Annotated in this window: 16 protein-coding genes; 13 read left to right on the top strand and 3 right to left on the bottom strand. The window is 67.5% G+C overall.

Annotation, left to right across the window (positions count from 1 at the left end):
* Positions 1-126: 126 nt before the first annotated feature.
* Positions 127-738: a MiaE family protein gene (locus AC3B6A_RS10760; RefSeq protein ID WP_488402640.1), complete on the bottom strand. Its 612-nt coding sequence runs from the start codon at positions 736-738 to the stop codon at positions 127-129.
* Positions 739-918: 180 nt separating this feature from the next.
* On the opposite strand from AC3B6A_RS10760, the gene uspL reads away from it, so the two are divergent.
* Positions 919-1,782, top strand: a complete 864-nt coding sequence (uspL, locus tag AC3B6A_RS10755) for a universal stress protein UspL (protein WP_488402638.1) — start codon at positions 919-921, stop codon at positions 1,780-1,782.
* Positions 1,783-1,901: 119 nt separating this feature from the next.
* Here the strand turns inward: uspL and AC3B6A_RS10750 are convergent, their stop codons facing one another.
* Positions 1,902-2,378, bottom strand: coding sequence for a DUF1289 domain-containing protein (locus AC3B6A_RS10750; RefSeq protein WP_488402637.1), 477 nt, complete (start codon positions 2,376-2,378; stop codon positions 1,902-1,904).
* A gap of 382 nt (positions 2,379-2,760) precedes the next feature.
* On the opposite strand from AC3B6A_RS10750, the gene acnB reads away from it, so the two are divergent.
* From acnB to cobA, 12 genes are all read left to right on the top strand, one after another.
* Complete coding sequence (gene acnB / locus AC3B6A_RS10745) at positions 2,761-5,370, top strand: bifunctional aconitate hydratase 2/2-methylisocitrate dehydratase (protein WP_488402635.1); 2,610 nt, start codon at positions 2,761-2,763, stop codon at positions 5,368-5,370.
* Positions 5,371-5,746: 376 nt separating this feature from the next.
* Complete coding sequence (locus AC3B6A_RS10740) at positions 5,747-6,949, top strand: CmpA/NrtA family ABC transporter substrate-binding protein (protein WP_488402633.1); 1,203 nt, start codon at positions 5,747-5,749, stop codon at positions 6,947-6,949.
* Positions 6,950-6,951: 2 nt separating this feature from the next.
* Positions 6,952-7,530, top strand: a complete 579-nt coding sequence (locus AC3B6A_RS10735; protein ID WP_488402632.1) for an ANTAR domain-containing response regulator — start codon at positions 6,952-6,954, stop codon at positions 7,528-7,530.
* A gap of 209 nt (positions 7,531-7,739) precedes the next feature.
* A complete protein-coding gene (locus tag AC3B6A_RS10730) occupies positions 7,740-8,429 on the top strand; it encodes a polysaccharide lyase family 7 protein (RefSeq protein ID WP_488402630.1) in 690 nt (229 codons plus the stop codon).
* 102 nt (positions 8,430-8,531) lie between these two features.
* Positions 8,532-8,960: a thioesterase family protein gene (locus AC3B6A_RS10725; RefSeq protein ID WP_488402629.1), complete on the top strand. Its 429-nt coding sequence runs from the start codon at positions 8,532-8,534 to the stop codon at positions 8,958-8,960.
* A gap of 95 nt (positions 8,961-9,055) precedes the next feature.
* Positions 9,056-9,547, top strand: a complete 492-nt coding sequence (locus AC3B6A_RS10720) for a c-type cytochrome (RefSeq protein WP_488402628.1) — start codon at positions 9,056-9,058, stop codon at positions 9,545-9,547.
* 310 nt (positions 9,548-9,857) lie between these two features.
* On the top strand, positions 9,858-11,069 hold the full coding sequence (locus AC3B6A_RS10715) for a nitrate/nitrite transporter (protein WP_488402627.1): 1,212 nt from the start codon (positions 9,858-9,860) through the stop codon (positions 11,067-11,069).
* A gap of 32 nt (positions 11,070-11,101) precedes the next feature.
* Positions 11,102-12,826: a bifunctional protein-serine/threonine kinase/phosphatase gene (locus AC3B6A_RS10710; RefSeq protein ID WP_488402626.1), complete on the top strand. Its 1,725-nt coding sequence runs from the start codon at positions 11,102-11,104 to the stop codon at positions 12,824-12,826.
* 268 nt (positions 12,827-13,094) lie between these two features.
* Entirely contained in the window at positions 13,095-15,545 is a 2,451-nt protein-coding gene (nirB, locus tag AC3B6A_RS10705) for a nitrite reductase large subunit NirB (RefSeq protein WP_488402625.1), read from the top strand.
* Positions 15,546-15,601: 56 nt separating this feature from the next.
* A complete protein-coding gene (gene nirD / locus AC3B6A_RS10700) occupies positions 15,602-15,931 on the top strand; it encodes a nitrite reductase small subunit NirD (RefSeq protein ID WP_488402624.1) in 330 nt (109 codons plus the stop codon).
* Between the two features lie 22 nt (positions 15,932-15,953).
* Entirely contained in the window at positions 15,954-18,668 is a 2,715-nt protein-coding gene (locus AC3B6A_RS10695) for a nitrate reductase (RefSeq protein WP_488402623.1), read from the top strand.
* Between the two features lie 36 nt (positions 18,669-18,704).
* Positions 18,705-19,442, top strand: coding sequence for a uroporphyrinogen-III C-methyltransferase (gene cobA / locus AC3B6A_RS10690; RefSeq protein ID WP_488402622.1), 738 nt, complete (start codon positions 18,705-18,707; stop codon positions 19,440-19,442).
* A gap of 68 nt (positions 19,443-19,510) precedes the next feature.
* On the opposite strand, the gene AC3B6A_RS10685 is transcribed toward cobA, so the two are convergent.
* Positions 19,511-20,569, bottom strand: a complete 1,059-nt coding sequence (locus tag AC3B6A_RS10685) for an OmpA family protein (protein WP_488402621.1) — start codon at positions 20,567-20,569, stop codon at positions 19,511-19,513.
* Between the last annotated feature and the right edge of the window lie 64 nt (positions 20,570-20,633).

Raw genomic sequence — 20,633 nt, 5'->3', positions numbered from 1 at the left:
GCTTGCTCGCGAACCAGCCCAGCACCAAAATCGCCGGGATATTCGTTCGCGAGCAAGCTCGCTCCTACAAAAGAAAAAGAAAAAGCGCCCATCGGGCGCTTTTTTCATTCCAGCAGGCGGGGCGGATCAGGCCGCCAACTCGGCGGGCACGCCGCTGTGGAAGCGGAATTCGCTGTCCGGCGACTGGATCAGTCCGGCTTCCACCTCGCGGATCTCCGCGATTCGACGGTCGATATCGGCGTCATCGCCATAACGCCGCGCCAGGCTCAGGTAGCCCTGGAAATGCCGCGCCTCGGACTTCAGCAGCGAGCCGTAGAACTTGGCCAGATCGGCGTCCAGGTAATCCACCAGCGCGGCGAAGCGCTCGCAGCTGCGGCACTCGATGAAGGCGCCGACGATCAGGGTATCCACCAGCTTGTGCGGTTCATGGTTGCGCACCGTGGCGCGCAGGCCGGAGGCATAGCGGCCTGCGGAGATCGGCCGCAGCGCGATGCCGCGCTTCTTCAGGATCGCCAGCACCTGCTCGTGGTGGCGCAGCTCCTCGCGGGCCAGGCGCGACATGAAGTTCACCAGCTCCTCGTGGGCGCTGTACTTGGCGATCAGCGCCAGGGCGGTGCTGGCGGCCTTGAACTCGTTGTTTTTGTGGTCGATCAGCATCACCGCCTGGTCCCGCAGCGCGGCCTCCACCCACGCATCCGGCGTGGCACAACCGAGGAATTCCCTGATTTCAGACAGCATGCTCGAGACTCCACCGACTCATCGCACCGGCGCGTCGCTGGCCGGTGTCACAAAGGCGGAGCATTATACGAATGCCGTCGCGCGGAGCCAGCGTCCACCCTTGATATGCCTCAACGTCATGACGGCGATATCGCGACTACAGTTGTTCCACATAAACAACGCGCACGAAGGGAGACGATCATGCAAGCCATCCGTAGCATCCTCGTAGTCGTGGACCCCGACCAGCCGGACGGTCTCGCCCTGAAGCGGGCGCGGCTGATCGCCAGCGTCACCCAGTCCCACCTGCACCTGCTGGCCTGCGAGAAGCGCGGCGACTTCAGCGCGGCGCTCGAGGAACTCTGCCAGACGTTGCGCCAGGAAGGCTTCAGCAGCTCCAGCCGGCAAGCCTGGAAGGACAGCCTGCAGCAGACCATCATCGCCGAGCAGCAGGCCGAAGGCTGCGGCCTGGTGATCAAGCAGCACAGCCCGGACAACCCGCTGAAGAAGGCGCTGCTGACGCCCGACGACTGGAAGCTGCTGCGCCACTGCCCCGCGCCCGTGCTGCTGGTGAAAACCAGCGAACCCTGGACCGGGCGCAACATCCTCGCGGCGGTGGACGTGGGCAACAGCGACATCGAGCACCGCACCCTGCACTCCGGCATCGTCAGCAACGCCTATGACATCGCCGGACTGGCCCACGGCGAGCTGCACGTGATCAGCGCCCACCCCTCGCCGATGCTCTCGGCCGCCGACCCGACCTTCCAGCTCAGCGAAACCATCGAGGCGAAGTACCGCGAGGCCTGCCGGGCGTTCCAGGCCGAATACGGCGTCGACGACCAGCACCTGCATATCGAAGAGGGCCCGGCCGACGTGCTCATCCCGCGGGCCGCGCACGACCTGGCGGCCGCCGTCACCGTGATCGGCACCGTGGCGCGCACCGGCTTCTCCGGCGCGCTGATCGGCAATACCGCCGAAGTGGTGCTGGATGCGCTGACAAGCGACATCCTGGTGCTCAAGCCGGACGACATCATCGCCCACCTCGAAGAGCTCGCCGCGCAGCCGTGACGCATCCGTAGGAGCGAGCTTGCTCGCGAAGCGCCCAGCCCCGGAGCCGCCGGGAAAATCCGTCCTACGAAAGACAAAAAAGCCGCCCATCGGGCGGCTTTCTTATTGCAGAGCGAAGATCAGCCCCGCGACTCCAGCCCTTCGGCCAGGAAGCCGGGCGCGATGTAGCGCTCGTAGTGCGCCTCGGAAAGAATGAAGAACTCCCTGTCGATGGCATCGCGCAGTTCCGGCAGCGGCCAGTCGCGGAACTCCGGCAGCAGTGCCAGGCCGTAGGCCTCCAGCTGGTTGATCATCCGCGAGCCGCGGGCGATCAGTTGGTAGGCCCAGCAGTACGGCGACTGTTCGGCAACGTAGCGGATCTGCCGCTGCTCCAGCTGGGCGCGCAGGCGCTGCGGGTCGAAGACTTCCAGCTTGGCCATCATCACCTGGGTCAGCAGCGCCTCCAGGCGGCTCCACACCGAGCGTTTCTCCTCGTCGCCATAGCGGTTCCAGTTCACCACCTCATGATGGAAACGCTTGCAGCCGCGGCAGACCAGATCGCCGTAGACCGTCGAGCAGAGCCCGACGCAGGGGGTTTTGATGCGCTGAGAAGACATGCTGTGACGAGTACAAAGGCAAAGCGGCATCTTAGCCCTTTGTCTAGGCGAGATCACCCTTCCCGCGGCAGCAAACCGGCTTACCAACCCCGGCTTTTTCCATTAGAATCCCTTCGCCTTTTTGGCGTCATTGTCCGAAAGAAGCTGTTTTCAAAGCGTCACGAAGCACAGATTCCGGCAGCCGCGCGGTCTGGGCGCCCCCCTCAAGCGTTCAGACCCATCCGTCCCTGGCCACACCGGCGTAAAACTTTGAAAACAGCTTCTGCCCGGAGATCGCCGGTGCCGTCGTAGGTCAGTGGATTACCGTCCACCATGCCTGACGAATGGATCGGAGAGGTCTCCTGGATACGCGTCCTCCGGGACCACTGATGAGGGAAAAACTGTGCTTGAAGCCTACCGCAAACACGTAGAAGAGCGTGCCGCCCAGGGCGTCGTGCCCCAGCCGCTGAACGCCGAGCAGACCGCTGGTCTGGTCGAACTCCTGAAGAACCCGCCGGCCGGCGAAGAAGAATTCCTCCTCGATCTGATCACCAACCGCGTGCCGCCGGGCGTCGACGAAGCCGCCTACGTCAAGGCCGGTTTCCTCTCCGCCGTCGCCAAGGGCGAAGCCACCTCCCCGCTGCTGAGCAAGACCCGCGCCGTCGAGCTGCTGGGCACCATGCAGGGCGGCTACAACATCGCCACCATGGTCGAGCTGCTGGACAGCGCCGAGCTGGCTGAAGTCGCCGCCGCGCAACTCAAGCACACCCTGCTGATGTTCGACGCCTTCCACGACGTCGCCGAGCGCGCCAAGAAAGGCAACGCCGCCGCCAAGGCCGTGCTGCAGTCCTGGGCCGAAGGCGAGTGGTTCAAGGCCCGCCCGGCTATCGCCGAGAAGCTGACCCTGACCGTGTTCAAGGTCCCCGGCGAAACCAACACCGACGACCTGTCCCCCGCTCCGGACGCCTGGTCGCGCCCCGACATCCCGCTGCACGCCCTGGCCATGCTGAAGATGGCCCGCGACGGCATCGAGCCGGTCCAGCCGGGCGCCGTCGGTCCGCTGAAGCAGATCGAAGCCGTCAAGGCCAAGGGCTTCCCGGTCGCCTACGTCGGTGACGTGGTCGGCACCGGTTCGTCCCGCAAGTCCGCCACCAACTCGGTGCTGTGGTTCTTCGGCGACGACATCCCCCACGTTCCGAACAAGCGCGCTGGCGGCTTCTGCTTCGGCACCAAGATCGCCCCGATCTTCTACAACACCATGGAAGACGCCGGCGCCCTGCCGATCGAATTCGATTGCACCAACCTGGCCATGGGCGACGTCATCGACGTGTACCCGTACGAAGGCAAGGTCGTGCGTCATGACAGCGGCGAAGTGGTCACCACCTTCGAGCTGAAGACCCCGGTCCTGCTGGACGAAGTCCGCGCCGGCGGCCGTATCCCGCTGATCGTTGGCCGTGGCCTGACCGAGAAGGCCCGTGCCGAGCTGGGCCTGGCTCCGTCCGACCTGTTCAAGAAGCCGGAAGCGCCGGCCGACAGCGGCAAGGGCTTCACCCTCGCCCAGAAGATGGTTGGCCGCGCCTGCGGTCTGGCCGAAGGTCAGGGCGTACGTCCGGGCACCTACTGCGAACCGAAGATGACCACCGTCGGTTCCCAGGACACCACCGGCCCGATGACCCGCGACGAGCTGAAAGACCTGGCTTGCCTGGGCTTCTCCGCCGACCTGGTGATGCAGTCCTTCTGCCACACCGCCGCCTATCCGAAGCCGATCGACGTCAAGACCCACCACACCCTGCCAGACTTCATCATGACCCGCGGCGGTGTCTCCCTGCGTCCGGGCGACGGCATCATCCACAGCTGGCTGAACCGCATGCTGCTGCCTGACACCGTCGGCACCGGCGGCGACTCGCACACCCGCTTCCCGATCGGCATCAGCTTCCCGGCCGGTTCCGGCCTGGTCGCCTTCGCCGCTGCCACCGGCGTGATGCCGCTGGACATGCCGGAATCGGTCCTGGTGCGCTTCAAGGGCAAGCTGCAACCGGGCATCACCCTGCGTGACCTGGTCCATGCGATCCCCTACTACGCCATCCAGGCCGGCCTGCTGACCGTCGAGAAGAAGGGCAAGAAGAACATCTTCTCCGGCCGCATCCTCGAGATCGAAGGTCTGAACGACCTGACCGTCGAACAGGCCTTCGAGCTGTCCGACGCCTCCGCCGAGCGTTCGGCTGCCGGTTGCACCATCAAGCTGCCGGAAGAAGCCATCGCCGAGTACCTGAAGTCCAACATCACCCTGCTGCGCTGGATGATCGGCGAAGGCTACGGCGACGCCCGCACCCTGGAGCGCCGCGCCCAGGCGATGGAAGCCTGGCTGGCCAACCCGCAACTGCTGGAAGCCGACAAGGACGCCGAATACGCCGCGGTCATCGAGATCGACCTGGCCGACGTCAAGGAACCGGTACTCTGCGCGCCGAACGACCCGGACGACGCCCGTCTGCTGTCCAGCGTCCAGGGCCGCAAGATCGATGAGGTCTTCATCGGTTCCTGCATGACCAACATCGGTCACTTCCGCGCTGCCGGCAAACTGCTGGACAAGGTCAAGGGTGGCATTCCGACCCGTCTGTGGCTGGCTCCGCCGACCAAGATGGACGCCCACCAGCTGACCGAGGAAGGCTACTACGGCATCTACGGCAAGGCTGGCGCGCGCATGGAAATGCCGGGCTGCTCGCTGTGCATGGGTAACCAGGCTCGCGTACAGACCGGTTCGACCGTGGTCTCCACCTCGACCCGTAACTTCCCGAACCGTCTGGGCGACGCCACCGACGTGTTCCTGGCATCCGCCGAGCTGGCCGCCGTCGCTTCGATCATCGGCAAACTGCCGACCGTCGAGGAGTACATGGCCTACGCGAAGGACATCGACAGCATGTCTGCCGATATCTACCGCTACCTGAGCTTCGACCAGATCGCCGAGTTCCGCGAAGCCGCAGCCAACGCGAAGATCCCGGTCGTCCAGGCCTGAGTGATCCCCGCGTGACGAAAAGCCCCGCCCTGTGCGGGGTTTTTCTTTTCCGGCGCCCGCGTTAGAGCGGGCGGCGCCTGGCTCACGATGGGCCTAATACTTATTGACCGTTGCGACCGCGGCCCGCGCGGCTATGGTGACAGCAGGCCCTGCCGATATCCCTTGCTCAGGTGCCCTTGATGGAACCCTCCAGAGGTGCGCTCCCTTCCTCTGCGCCCCGCCCCTGTGGCGGGGCTTCTTTTTTCCGCCGCGCCTGGCACACCCCTTGCTGTGAGCCCTGCAACAGGCAGCCCAACGGCGGGCCCTGAAAGACGATGGCGTCGCCCCCGTCCATCGACGGCCGGTGGAGCGACGCCCTTTGCCTTCAGAGGTGGACATGATCGACAGCACAAGCGGCCGACCGGACAGCCTGGCCTGGGTCGCCGGTTCCGACGCGCCGGAGAAGAGCGTACTGAACCTGGGCTTCATGGCCCTCACCGATTCCGCATCCCTGGTGGTCGCCGCCACCCAGGGCTTCGCCCAGCCCCACGGCCTGACCCTCAACCTGCAGCGGCAGAGTTCCTGGGCCGGCCTGCGCGACCGCCTGCTCAGCGGCGAGCTGGACGCGGCGCAGGGCCTCTATGGCCTGATCTACGGCATGCAGCTCGGCCTGGGCGGTACACCGGCCACCGACATGGCCGTGCTCATGGGGCTGTGCCAGAACGGCCAGTCGATCAACCTCGCCGCGCCGCTGATGCGCGACGGCGTGACCTGCGCCGAAGCACTCCGGCACCACGTGCGCCACAACGGTGCAGCGCTGACCCTGGCGCACACCTTCCCCACCGGCACCCACGCGCTCTGGCTGTATTACTGGCTGGCCAGCCACGGCATCCACCCGCTGCGCGACGTGCGCTCGCTGGTGGTGCCGCCGGCGCAGATGGTGGCGCACCTCAGGGCCGGGCGCATCGACGGCTTCTGCGCCGGCGATCCGTGGGGGCCGCTGGCGGTGGACGAAGGCCTGGGCTTCACCCTCGCCACCAGCCAGCAGATCTGGCCGGACCACCCGGAAAAGGTGCTGGGCACCACCCGCGCCTTCGTCGAGCAATACCCCAACACCGCCCGCGCGCTGGTCATGAGCATCCTCGACGCCAGCCGCTTCATCGAGGCCAGCGCGGACAACCTGCGCGGCGCCGCCCGCCTGATCAGCAGCGAGGAATACGTCGACGCCCCGCTCCCCAGCATCGAGCCGCGCCTGCTCGGCCACTACCAGGACGGCCTCGGCCACGCCTGGCAGGATGCCCATCCGCTGCGCTTCTTCAACGACGGCCAGGCCAACGTCCCCTGGCTGTCCGACGGCATCTGGTTCATGACCCAGTTCCGCCGCTGGGGCCTGCTGCGCGAGGACGTCGATTACCTCGGCATCGCCCGCCAGGTCCAGCGGCTCGACCTGTACCGCGAAGCCGCCGGCGCCGTGGGCGTGCCCGTGCCGCGCGCCGAGATGCGCGCCTCGACCCTGATCGACGGCCGCGTCTGGGATGGCAGCGATCCGGCCGGCTATGCCCGCGGTTTCGAACTGAACGCCCTGGCGGAGCGAGGTTGAGCATGCTGCGCGTCCTGCTGATCAACGACACCCCGAAGAAGGTCGGGCGCCTCAAGGCGGCGCTGGTGGAGTCCGGCTTCGAGGTGGTCGACGAATCCGGCCTCACCCTCGACCTGGCGCAGCGCGTGGAAGCCCTGCGTCCGGACGTGATCCTCATCGACACCGAATCCCCCGGCCGCGACGTGCTGGAACAGGTGGTGCTGGTCAGCCGCGACCAGCCCCGCCCCATCGTCATGTTCACCGACGAGCACGACCCGCAGGTGATGCGCCAGGCCATCCGTTCCGGGGTCAGCGCCTACATCGTCGAGGGCATCCAGGCCCAGCGCCTGCGGCCGATCCTCGACGTCGCCATGGCCCGCTTCGAGAGCGACCAGGCGCTGCGCGCGCAGTTGCAGGCGCGCGAACAGCAGTTGGCCGAGCGCAAGCGCATCGAACTGGCCAAGGGTCTGCTGATGAAGATGAAGGGCTGCTCCGAGGAAGAGGCCTATACCCTGATGCGCCGCCAGGCCATGGGCCGCCAGCAGAAGCTGGTGCAGGTGGCCGAGCAGATCATCGCGATGCACGAGATGCTCGGCCACTGACCGGCCATCTGCCAGCGGCGGCACCCCGCGATCAGAACGCCAGCCGGCCTGCTGGCCCCCGCCCGCGCGATCGCTGCGTATCCTCCCTGCGCCGCGCGACACGTCGTGCGGCCATCCTCGCTTCCATTGCATGACCATGGAAGTCCGCAGTGCGACCCGCCGGCCAGGAACCCGCCGGTCGCGCCCGAACCCCTCGCGAGCGAGACAGCATGATCGACCTTTCTACCTGGAACCTGAGTGTCCCAACCGATCCCCGCCCCACCGAAATCACCACCCAGCAACTGCTGAACGGCTACCAGAGCAGCTACTTCAAGCGCGTCGACGACAGCGTCGTGTTCTGGGTCCCGGTCACCGGCTCCCACACCGAAGACAGCACCTACCCGCGCACCGAGCTGCGCGAGACCAAACGCGACGGCAGCCTCTACAACTGGTACTACACCGGCGGCGACAACGAACTGCGCGCCACCCTCAGCGTCAACCGCGTGCCCTCGGAGAACAAGGTCATCATCGGCCAGATCCACAGCAAGTCGCCCACCAGCGGCGACGGCGAGCCGCTGGTGAAGCTGCAGTACCACTACGACCCCGACACCAAGACCGGCAGCATCGAAGCCCTGGTGCGCAACCACCCGGATGACAGCGCCAGCAAGAACATCCCGCTGCTCACCGATGTGCGCCTGAACGAGCGCCTCACCTACAGCCTGCGCGTGACCTCCACCGGCCAGATGGGTCTGCGCGCGGAAACCTCCGATGGCGAGAAACAGTACTACCGCCAGGCGCTGAGCTCGACCTGGAGCAAGCAGCTGCTCTACTTCAAGGCCGGCGCCTACATCAACGACAACAAGGGGCCCGACGATGAAGGCGCCCGCGTGACCTTCTACCACGTCAACCTGGCGCACTGACGCACTCGCTCAGCCCGCCGCCCATTCAGCCCGCCAATGGCGCTGCGAAACCGGCGGCGGGCTCCGTACAATGGCGCATCCCCCGTGATCCGAGAGCGCCCCATGGCCCGCCTGAAACTGGAATTTCCCGACGAACGCTTCCTCTACAGCACCCGCCTGACCGTGCGCGTCACCGACATCAACGGCGCCAACCACCTGGGCAACGACTCGATGATCTCGATGATTTCCGAGGCCCGCGCGCGCTTCCTGTTCGACCACGGCATCCGCGAGACCGGCATCATCGTCACCGATCTGGCCACCACCTACCGCGCCGAGGCCCATGCCCGCGACCAGCTGCTGTTCGAGGTCGGCGTCATGGACTTCAACAAGTACGGCGGCGACATCATCTTCCGCATCAGCCGCCCGGCCGACGACACCCTGGTGGCCATGGCCAAGTCCGGCTTCGTGTTCTTCGACTACCAGGCCGGCAAGGTCATGCCGATTCCCGCGGCGTTCCGTGACACATTTCCCAATGTGAACTGGATCGCCTGAGCCGCACCCGGCACGGATACTGGCCACGCGCTATACCTCTGGAGCCGCGAATCCCACTTCATTCGAACCGCGGCGCCATCAGAGGAGAACTCCCAATGCCGTCCTTCCTTCGGGTGGGCGCGCTGTCCAGCTGTCTGTGCCTGCCGATCCTGACCCTGTCCGCGCCGAGCCCGGCGGCGGACACCGATCCCCTGCAACGCGGCCGCTATCTGGTGCAGATCGCCGGCTGCAACGACTGCCACACCCCCGGCTACGCCATGGCCCCCGAGAAGGTGCCGGAAAGCGCCTGGCTCACCGGAGACCAGCTGGGCTGGAGCGGCCCCTGGGGCACCACCTACCCCAGCAACCTGCGCCTGTACATGCAGGGCTACAGCGAGGAACAGTGGCTGGCCACCGCGCACCAGGCGAATTTCCGTCCACCCATGCCGTCCCATGCGCTGCGCGTGATGAGCGACGACGACCTGCGCGGCATCTACCGCTACGTCCGCCAGCTCGGGCCGGCCGGCCAGAGCGCCCCGGCGTACCTGCCGCCGGGCAGCGCGCCCAAGGGGCCGGCGGTGGTCTTCCCCTCCCCGCCCTCGCCCTGAAACACCGCCCCAACGGGGAGCACGCCCGGCTTCCGGGCGCCCCGCTGGGGCACGGCGAACACCTCAAGACCTGCGTCAACTCGTTGGTTTTAAAAGACTTTTTACTCTTGGCCCATACCTTGCTGCACGCAGGGCGATGGTAGTCAACGGCGATTACCCGACTTCGACAAAGGCGTCGCATCCACACCCGCGCACAGCGGTGGGTGGAGCGACGCCTTTTTCGTTTGCCCCGGCGCAGGGGCTGGCAGCACCGGCAGCCGCCAAGGGCGTGCCTGACCGGGGTACTCAACCGTTGCTGACGAGGTGTTCGATGAACACGAGTTTCTGGAAAGCCGGCCATGCGCCGACCCTGTTTGCCGCCTTCCTGTATTTCGACCTGAGCTTCATGGTCTGGTACGTCCTCGGCCCGCTGGCGGTGCAGATCGCCACCGACCTGCAACTGACCACCCAGCAGCGCGCGCTGATGGTCGCCACGCCGATCCTCTCCGGCGCCATCCTGCGTTTCCTCATGGGCCTGCTGGCCGATCGCTGGTCGCCCAAGAGCGCCGGGCTATTCGGCCAGGTCACCGTTATCCTCACCCTGTTCGGCGCGTGGCAGCTGGGCATCCACAACCTTGAGCAAGCGCTGGTCCTCGGCGTACTGCTGGGCATGGCCGGCGCCGCCTTCGCCGTGGCGCTGCCGCTGGCCTCGCAGTGGTACCCGCCGCAACACCAGGGCAAGGCCATGGGCATCGCCGGCGCGGGCAACTCCGGCACCGTGCTCACCGCGCTGTTCGCCCCGGCCATCGCGGCCGCCTTCGGCTGGCAGAACGTCTTCGGCTTCGCCCTGATCCCGTTGCTGGCCGCCCTGGCGGTGTTCGCCCTGCTCGCCCGCAACGCCCCGGAGCGGCCCGCGCCCAAGGCGGTGGGCGACTACCTGAAGGCGCTGGGTGACCGCGACAGCTGGTGGTTCATGTTCTTCTACAGCGTGACCTTCGGCGGCTTCCTCGGCCTTGCCAGCACCCTGCCCGGCTACTTCCACGACCAGTACGGCCTCGACCCGGTGAAAGCCGGCTACTACACCGCCGCCTGCGTCTTCGCCGGCAGCCTGATGCGCCCGCTGGGCGGCGCCCTGGCCGACCGCATCGGCGGCATCCGCAGCCTGCTGGTGATGTACACCGCCGCCTCGATCTGCATCGCCGCCGTGGGCTTCCACCTGCCCAGCGCGGTGGCGGCGCTGAGCCTCTTCGTCACCGCCATGCTCAGCCTCGGCGCCGGCAACGGCGCGGTGTTCCAGCTGGTGCCGCAGCGCTTCCGCCAGACCATCGGGGTGATGACCGGGCTGATCGGCATGGCCGGCGGCATCGGCGGCTTCTGCCTCACCGCCGGCCTGGGCGCGATCAAGCAGGCCACCGGCGACTACCAGCTCGGCCTGTGGCTGTTCGCCAGCCTCGGCGTGCTCGCCTGGTTCGGCCTGCACGCGGTGAAGGCGCGCTGGCGCACCACCTGGGGCAGCGCCGCCGTTACCGCGGCGCGGGTGTAGCCATGACCTGTAGGAGCGAGCTTGCTCGCGAAATGCTTGATGCCGGAGTCGCCGGGAAAACCGTTCGCGAGCAAGCTCGCTCCTACGAAGAGCTGTGCCTGAGCTTCGCCCAGGCCAGCGCCACCGGCCCACGCGACGAGAACCAGGACGCCCTGCGGGTGGTCACCCCGCCCGCAGGGCTGGCGGCGAGCAAGGGACACCTGTTCGCCATCGCCGACGGCGTCAGCCACTGCGCCGACGGCGGCCTGGCCGCGCGCCTGACGCTCCAGGCGCTGGCCGCCGACTACTACGCCACCCCCGAGACCTGGGCCGTCGCCCAGGCCCTCGACCGCCTGCTGATCTCGCAGAACCGCTGGCTGCAGGCCAACGGCGGCGGCCAGCCGCTGCTCACCACCCTCACCGCCCTGGTACTGCGCGGCCGGCGCTTCACCCTCGCCCACGTCGGCGACTGCCGCCTGTACCGCTGGCACGCCGGGCAGCTGGAATGCCTGACCCTGGACCACGTCTGGGAGCAGCCCGGCATGCAGCACGTGCTCAAGCGCGCGCTGGGCCTCGACCAGCATCTGGTGGTGGACTACCGCGACGGCGAGCTGGAGGCCGGGCAATGCTTCCTGCTGGTCAGCGATGGCGTCTGGGCCGCGCTCGGCGACAACGCCATCCAGCGCCTGCTGGAAGACGCGCAATCGCTACAGGCCTGCGCCGACGCCCTGGTCAGCGCCGCGCACCTGGCCGGCAGCCAGGACAACGCCAGCGCCCTGCTCCTGCGCGTGGACGAACTGCCCCCCGCGAGCCTGGGTGACGCCCTCGCCCAGCTCGAGCACTGGCCGGCGCCACCGGCATTGCGGGACGAACAGGAGTTCGAGGGCTGGCAGGTCGCGGGCAAACTGGCCCAGTCCCGCCAGTCGCTGATCTACCGCGTGCGCGACCGGCAGAATCGTCCCTGGCTGCTCAAGACCCTGCCGGCGGCGCTGCGCGACTCGCCCGAGGCCGCCCAGGCCCTGCTGCTGGAGGAATGGTTCCTGCGCCGCGTGCAGGGCCGCTACTTCCCCGAACTGCACAGCCTGCCGCAACGCCAGCACCTCTATTACGTGATGCGCGAATACCCGGGGCAGACGCTGGACGAGCACCTCAGGCTCAACGGCCCGCTGAACCTGCCGGACTGGCTGGACATCGCCCAGCGCCTGCTGCGCGGCCTGGGCCAGCTGCACCGGCGCAACATCCTGCACCGCGACATCAAGCCGGAAAACCTGCACCGCGCCGACGACGGCGAACTGCGCCTGCTGGACTTCGGCCTGGCCTACTGCCCTGGGCTGTCCCGCGACGAGGCGCACGACCTGCCCGGCACGCCCAGCTACCTGGCCCCCGAAACCTTCCAGGGCGCCGCGCCGGATGTCCGCCAGGACCTCTACGCCGCCGGGGTCGCGCTGTACCGGCTGCTCTGCGGGCAGTATCCCTACGGCGAGATCGAAGCCTTCCAGCACCCGCGCTTCGGCACGCCCGCGCCGGTCAGCCGCTACCGCCCGGACGTGCCGGCCTGGCTGGACGACTGGCTGGCGCGGCTGATCGCCGTGCAGCCGCAGCAGCGCTTCGAGACCGCCGAGGAATGCCTGCTGGCCCTGGAACAGGGCGAACGCCAGGCACCGGCACGCCCGCGTCCGCTGCTGGAACGCGAGCCGCTCAGGGTCTGGCGCGGGGTTGCGCTGGCGTCCCTGGCGATCAACCTGGGGCTGATCCTCTGGCTGCTGCATCGCGGTTGAGGCCGCACCAGATCGGTTCAAAACGCATCAGCGCAGTGCAGCCCCCCGGCCGGACACCCGCACTGCCCAGCCGCAAAGCCCGGAAATCAGGGGCCCGAGCAAGTTGGCACAGCCCCTGCAATAGCCTTGGCAACAATCTATAAAAGCGCGTCCCTCAACGAAGAGGCTCGCACTTCCCGATCGATCGGGACTTGGACAAAGGCGTCCTCGCCGGGCAACCGGCGGGACGCCTTTTTTGTTTTCCGCGATTGCGTGACGGAGCCCTGACATGAAAAAGCTCAAGCTCGTACTGATCGGCAACGGCATGGCCGGTGTGCGCACCCTCGAAGAACTGCTGAAAGTCGCGCCCGACCTCTACGACATCACCGTGTTCGGCGCCGAGCCCCACCCCAACTACAACCGCATCCTGCTCTCCCCCGTGCTGGCCGGCGAGCAGGCCTTCGAGGACATCGTCCTCAACGACCTCAACTGGTACAGCGAAAACGGCATCCGCCTGCTGCTCAACCGCAAGGTCACCCGCATCGACCGCCACCGCCGCAAGGTCTACGCCGAGGACGGCAGCGAAGCCGAGTACGACCGGCTGCTGATCGCCACCGGCTCCACCCCGTTCATCCTGCCGGTGCCGGGCAACCGCCTGCGCGGCGTGATCGGCTACCGCGACATCGCCGACACCCAGACCATGATCGACACCGCCGGCAGCCACAGCCACGCGGTGGTCATCGGCGGCGGCCTGCTCGGCCTGGAAGCGGCCAACGGCCTCAAGCTGCGAGGCATGGACGTCACCGTGGTGCACCTCTCCGACTGGCTGCTGGAACGCCAGCTGGACCGCACCGCCGGCAAGCTACTGCAGGGTGCGCTGGAATCGCGCGGCATCCACTTCCGCCTGAACACCCAGACCGAGGAACTGATCGACGACGGCAACGGCCGCGTCTGCGCCGTGCGCTTCAAGGACGGCGAAGTGGTCGCCGCCGACCTGGTGGTGATGGCCGCCGGCATCCGCCCCAACACCGAACTGGCGGAGAAGACCGGCCTGCCCTGCAACCGCGGCATCCTGGTCAACGACACCCTGCAGACCTACGACCCGCGCATCTACGCGCTCGGCGAATGCGCCAGCCACCGCGGCATCGCCTACGGCCTGGTGGCGCCGCTGTTCGAGCAGGCCAAGGTCTGCGCCAACCACCTGGCCATGCTCGGCTTCGCCCGCTACCAGGGCTCGGTGACCTCCACCAAGCTCAAGGTCACCGGCATCGACCTGTTCTCCGCCGGCGAATTCATGGGCGGCGAAGGCACCGAGACGATCACCCTCTCCGACCCCATCGGCGGCGTGTACAAGAAGCTGGTGATCAAGGACGACGTGCTGGTCGGCGCCTGCCTCTACGGCGACACCGCCGACGGCGGCTGGTACTTCCGGCAGATCCGCGAGAACCACAACGTCGCCGAGATCCGCGAGCACCTGATGTTCGGCGAGAGCAGCGTTGGCGATGCCGGCCACCAGGGCCAGAACAGCGCTGCCAGCATGCCCGACAGCGCCGAGGTCTGCGGCTGCAACGGCGTGTGCAAGGGCACCATCGTCAAGGCGATCCAGGAGAACGGCCTGTTCAGCGTCGACGAGGTGAAGAAGCACACCAAGGCCGCCAGCTCCTGCGGCTCCTGCGCGGGGCTGGTGGAGCAGATCCTGATCAGCACCGTGGGTGGCGCGGCGGACGTGAAGCCCAAGAGCGAAAAGGCCATCTGCGGCTGCAGCGACCTCAACCACGGCCAGGTGCGCAAGGCGATCCGCGAGCATCACCTGATTTCCCTGAGCGCCGCCATGCGCTTCATGGACTGGCGCACCGCGGACGGCTGCGCCACCTGCCGCCCGGCACTGAACTACTACCTGATTTCCACCTGGCCGGGCGAAGCCAAGGACGACCCGCAGTCGCGCCTGATCAACGAACGCGCCCACGCCAACATCCAGAAGGACGGCACCTATTCGGTGGTCCCGCGCATGTGGGGCGGCGTCACCAGCGCCGCCGAGCTGCGGCGCATCGCCGACGTCGCCGACAAGTACCAGGTGCCGATGGTGAAGGTCACCGGCGGCCAGCGCATCGACCTGCTGGGCATCAGGAAGGATGACCTGCCGGCGATCTGGAAGGAGCTGGACATGCCCTCCGGCCACGCCTACGGCAAATCCATCCGCACCGTGAAGACCTGCGTGGGCAGCGAGTTCTGCCGCTTCGGCACGCAGAACTCGACCCAGCTGGGCATCGACCTGGAGCACGACCTGTTCAACATGTGGTCGCCGCACAAGGTCAAGCTGGCGGTCTCCGGCTGCCCACGCAACTGCGCCGAGGCCGGCATCAAGGACATCGGCATCATCGGCGTGGATTCGGGCTGGGAGCTGTACATCGGCGGCAACGGCGGGATCAAGACCGAGGTGGCGGAGTTCTTCGTCAAGCTCAAGACCTCCGACGAAGTCCGCGAATACAGCGGCGCCTTCCTCCAGCTCTACCGCGAGGAAGCCTTCTACCTCGAACGCACCGTGCACTACCTGCAGCGGGTCGGCATGGAGCACATCCGGAAGGCCGTGCTGGAAGACGCCGAGAACCGCCAGGCACTCAACGCGCGCCTGCAGTTCGCCCTCTCGCTGGAGCAGGACCCGTGGCAGGAGCGCATCGCCCAGCCGCCGCTGAAGAAGGAATTCGAACGGATTCCGCTCAAGCAGCTGGAAACCGCCTGAGTGCACGCCGGGCCCCGCCGCCGGGGTCCCTCCCAACGCATCGCTGGAGACATCCCATGAACTGGTTCGACATCTGCGCCCTGGACGACATCAACCCGCTGGGCTCGCGCGTCATCGCCGGCCCCAAGGGCGACATCGCGATCTTCCGCACCGCCGACGACGAAGTCTTCGCCCTCGACGACCGCTGCCCGCACAAGGGCGGCCCGCTGTCCCAGGGGCTGATCTACGGCAAGCGCGTGGCCTGCCCGCTGCACAACTGGCAGATCGAGCTGGAAAGCGGCGAAGCCGTGGCCCCCGACCAGGGCTGCGCCCATCGCCACGAGGTGAAGGTCGAGGACGGCCGCGTGCTGCTGGCACTGCGTACGTCAGTCGCCAACTGCGCCTGAGTCAGCCAGCGAGGCCCGTGCCATGAACCCGAACCGTCGCACCACCGCATCCACCTGCTGCTACTGCGGCGTGGGCTGCGGCGTACTGATCGAACACGACGACGAGCGCATCCTGGGCGTGCAGGGCGACCCGCGGCATCCGGCCAACTTCGGCCGCCTGTGCAGCAAGGGTTCGACCCTGCACCTCACCGGCGACCCCGCCGCCCGCGCGCATTTCCCGGAACTGCGCCTGGGCAAGGCACTGGCGCGCAGCCGCACCGACTGGGACACCGCGCTCGATCACGCCGCCGGCATCTTCGCCGAAACCCTCCGCGAGCACGGGCCGGACAGCGTGGCCTTCTACGTCTCCGGCCAGTTGCTCACCGAGGATTACTACGCCTTCAACAAGCTGGCCCGCGCCCTGGTCGGCACCAACAACATCGACAGCAACTCGCGGCTGTGCATGTCCTCGGCGGTGGTCGGCTACAAGCGCAGCCTCGGCGCCGACGCCCCGCCGTGCAGCTACGAGGACATCGAGCTGGCCGACTGCGTGATGATCGCCGGCAGCAACATGGCCTACGCCCATCCGGTGCTGTTCCGCCGCCTGGAAGAAGCCCGCGCGCGGCGCCCGGAGATGAAGCTGATCGTCATCGACCCGCGCATCACCGACACCGCCGAGCAGGCCGACCTGCACCTGGCGATCCTGCCCGGCACCGACGTCGCGCTGTTCCACGGCATCCTGCACATCCTGCTCTGGGAAGGCTGGATCGATCGCGCCTTCATCGACGCCCACACCGAGGGCCTGGACGAACTGAAAGCGCTGGTGCGCGACTACGGCCCGCTGGCCGTGGCGGAAATCTGCGGCATCGCCGTCGATGACCTGCAGCGCGCCGCGCAGTGGATCGGCCAGGCACCGGCCTTCCTCTCGCTCTGGTGCATGGGCCTGAACCAGTCCAGCGCCGGCAGCGCGAAGAACAGCGCGCTGATCAACCTGCACCTGGCCACCGGGCAGATCGGCCGCCCCGGCGCCGGTCCCTTTTCCCTCACCGGCCAGCCCAACGCCATGGGCGGCCGCGAGACCGGCAGCCTGTCCAACCTGCTGCCCGGCCACCGCGAAGCCGGCAATGCCGGGCACCGCGCGGAAGTCGCCGGCTACTGGGGCGTCGAGCAACTGCCGGAGAACCCCGGCCTGAGCGCCATCGAACTGTTCGACGCGGTGCGCGACGGGCGCATCAAGGCCCTGTGGATCGCCTGCACCAACCCGGCGCAGTCCCTGCCGGACCAGACCCGCGTGCGCGAAGCCCTGGCCGCCTGCCCCTTCGTCGTCGTCCAGGAAGCCTTCAGCACCAGCGAGACCTGCCAGTACGCCGACCTGCTGCTGCCCGCCGCCAGCTGGGGCGAGAAGGAAGGCACGCTGACCAACTCCGAGCGACGCATCAGCCATGTGCGCCCGGCGGTTCCCGCCATCGGCGAGGCGCGGGCGGACTGGGCCATCGTCAGCGACTTCGCCCGCCGCCTGGAGCAGCGCCTGCGCCCAGGCGAAGCGAGCCTGTTCGACTTCGATTCGCCTTCCGCGCTGTTCGACGAATACAAACTGCTGACCCGCGGGCGCGACCTCGATCTTTCCGGCATCGATTACGCGCTGCTGGACAGCCGTGGTCCGCAGCAATGGCCGTTCCCCACCGGCGCCACCAGTGGCTCCGAGCGCCTGTATGGCGACGGCCAGTTCCCCACCGCCAACGGCCGCGCCCGGCTGATCGCCGAGCCCTACCGCGCGCCCAAGGAAAAGCGCGATGCGCGCTACCCGCTGATCCTCAACACCGGCCGCCTGCGTGACCAGTGGCACGGCATGACCCGCACCGGCACCGCGCCGCAGCTGTTCGGCCATGTCGAAGAAGCCATGCTCGGCCTGCACCCGGACGAACTGCGCCGCCGCCGCATCAGCGACGGCCAGCTGGTGCGCCTGCACAGCCGCCGTGGCGAACTGGTGCTGCCGGTGCAGGCCGACGAACGCCTGCGCCCCGGCCAGGCCTTCCTGCCGATGCACTGGGGCGACCGTTTCCTCAAGGGCCTGGGGATCAACGTGCTCACCCTGCCGGCGCTGGACCCGCTGTCCCGCCAACCCGAACTGAAACACGCCACGGTGGAAGTCAGCCGTATCGAACTGCCCTGGCAGTTCTTCGCCCTGGTGGAAGGCGATGTGCAGAAGCGCTTCGACGCCCTGCGCCCGCTGTTCGACAACCTGCGCTACGCCAGCTTCAGCCCCACCGGGCGCGAGCGGCCGGCCCTGCTGATCCGCGCCGCGCACCATGAGGCGCCGTGCGCGGAATGGCTGGCCGCCATCGATGCACTGCTCGACCTCAACGAGGGGCCGGTGATGGCCTATGACGATCCCCGCCTCTCGGTCGGCAAGCGCGTGCGCATCGAGCAGTCGCGCATCGTCGCCCTGCGCCTGGCCGGCGAAACCGCCGCCCGCGCCTGGCTGCGCGAACTGTGGAAGGAAGGCCGCGCCGACCAGGAACTGCGCCGCTGGCTGCTCGCCCCGCTCGGCGCGGCGCCGGGCAAGGCCGGTGCCGCCGCCGACAAGACCCTGTGCAACTGCCTGAACGTCAGCCAGAAGCGCATCCAGGCTGGCATCGATCAGGGCCTGGACCTGGACGGACTCAAGTGCGAACTCAAGTGCGGGACCGCCTGCGGCTCCTGCGTACCGGAAATCAAACGTCTGCTGGCCCGGCGTCCGCTGGCAGCGTCGGCCTGAGCTACGCCGCGAACACGGCAGCCCGAGGAGAAGGATATGAGTGGAAAAGTCTGGCTGATCGGCGCAGGTCCGGGCGATCCGGAGCTGCTGACCCTGAAGGCGGTTCGCGCCCTGGCGCAGGCCGAGGTGGTCCTGATCGACGATCTGGTGAATCCGGCGGTGCTGGAGCATTGCCCGACGGCGCGGGTGATCCCGGTGGGCAAGCGCGGCGGCTGCCGCTCCACGCCGCAGGACTTCATCCACCGGCTGATGCTCCGCCATGCCCGCCAGGGGCGGCGCGTGGCGCGCCTGAAAGGTGGCGATCCGTGCATCTTCGGGCGCGGCGGCGAGGAAGCCGAGTGGCTCCGCGCGCGGGGTGTCGAGTGCGAACTGGTCAACGGCATCACCGCCGGGCTGGCAGCGGCGACCCAGTGCGACATCCCCCTGACCCTGCGCGGCGTGAGCCGGGGAGTGACGCTGGTGACCGCGCACACCCAGGACGACAGTCCGCTGAACTGGCGCGGCCTGGCGGAAGGCGGGACGACCCTGGTGATCTACATGGGCGTGGCGAAGCTGGCGGAAATCCGCGATGGCCTGCTGGAAGGCGGAATGCACGCCGACACGCCGGTGGCGATGATCGAGAACGCCTCCCTGCCCAACCAGCGCGAGTACCGCAGCCTGCTGAAGGAGATGCTCGACGACGCCCGGCGCTTCGCCCTGAAAAGCCCGGCGATCCTGGTCATCGGCGAAGTGGCCGCCGCCACGCAGCAGGTCGCGCGGGCCCGCAGCGCCTGAGCCGGCAGCTTTTCGCAGGCAAAGAAAAACCCGGCCAAGGCCGGGTCTTTCTCAGGAGCTCAGACCAATTACTTGGACTGGGCTTCTACTTCGGCTTCTACGCGACGGTTGATGGCGCGGCCTTCAGCGGTTGCGTTGTCAGCAACCGGGCGGCTCTCACCGTAACCAACAGCGTTCACGCGGCCGCCTTCAACACCGTACTCGTTGACCAGTACGTCACGAACGGCGTTGGCACGACGCTCGGACAGCTTCTGGTTGTAGGCGTCGGTGCCGACGGAGTCGGTGTGGCCTTCAACGGTGGTGCTGGTGGACGGGTATTGCTTCATGAAATCAGCGACGTTCTTGATGTCGGCGTAGCTGTTTTCCTTGACCTTGGACTTGTCGAAGTCGAACTTCACGTCCAGCTGGACGCGAACGACTTCAGCAACGGCCGGGCAGCCGTTGGCGTCAACGGTGACGTTGGCCGGGGTGTCCGGGCACTTGTCGACGTTGTCGCAGACGCCATCGTTGTCGGAGTCGGAGCAGACTTCAGCAACCGGCTCCGGAGCCGGGGCGGCGGTCTTGCCACCACCGAAGTTCATGCCGACGCCCAGGCCAGCCATCCACTCGCCCTGGTGGCCGTTCTGGCGCTGTTCCAGGCCGTACTGACCGTCCAGGCTCGCCTTGGCATAGAAGTTCTCGGTGAAGTAGTACTTCAGACCGGTCCCGATCATGGCCATGGTCAGGTTCTGACGGCTGCCGTTGGCGTCGCTGATGTTGGTCAGGCTCTGGTGGCCGATACCTGCCGACACGTACGGACGCAGGTTGCCGGCACCCGGGGTACCGAAGTGGTAGATGGCGTCCAGAGTGCTCAGGTTGCCATGAACCTTCTTGTTGCCGGTCTCGTAGGTGCCACGAACGTCGTGGTACTCACCGTAGGACAGGGCCAGCTCGACGTCGTCGGTCAGGAAGTAGCCAACCGAACCGCCGTACAGGTCCGCGTTCTTCATGTCGCGGGTGCTGTCAGTGAAATAGCGCTTGCCGAAGGCCTCGACCTCGACCGCGCCCTGGCCTTGAGCGAAGGCGTTCATAGCGGAAGCGGCGATTACAGAGCCGACAACGACGCCAAGGGTGTTCTTCAGTTTCATCCGTTAAATCCCCATCTTGGTGGTCAATAAGTTATTCAGCCATAGGCTGTACAACTTGGCTGGC

The organism is Pseudomonas sp. B12(2026) (assembly GCF_057767015.1).
This window is presented reverse-complemented; position numbering and strand designations above follow the sequence as displayed.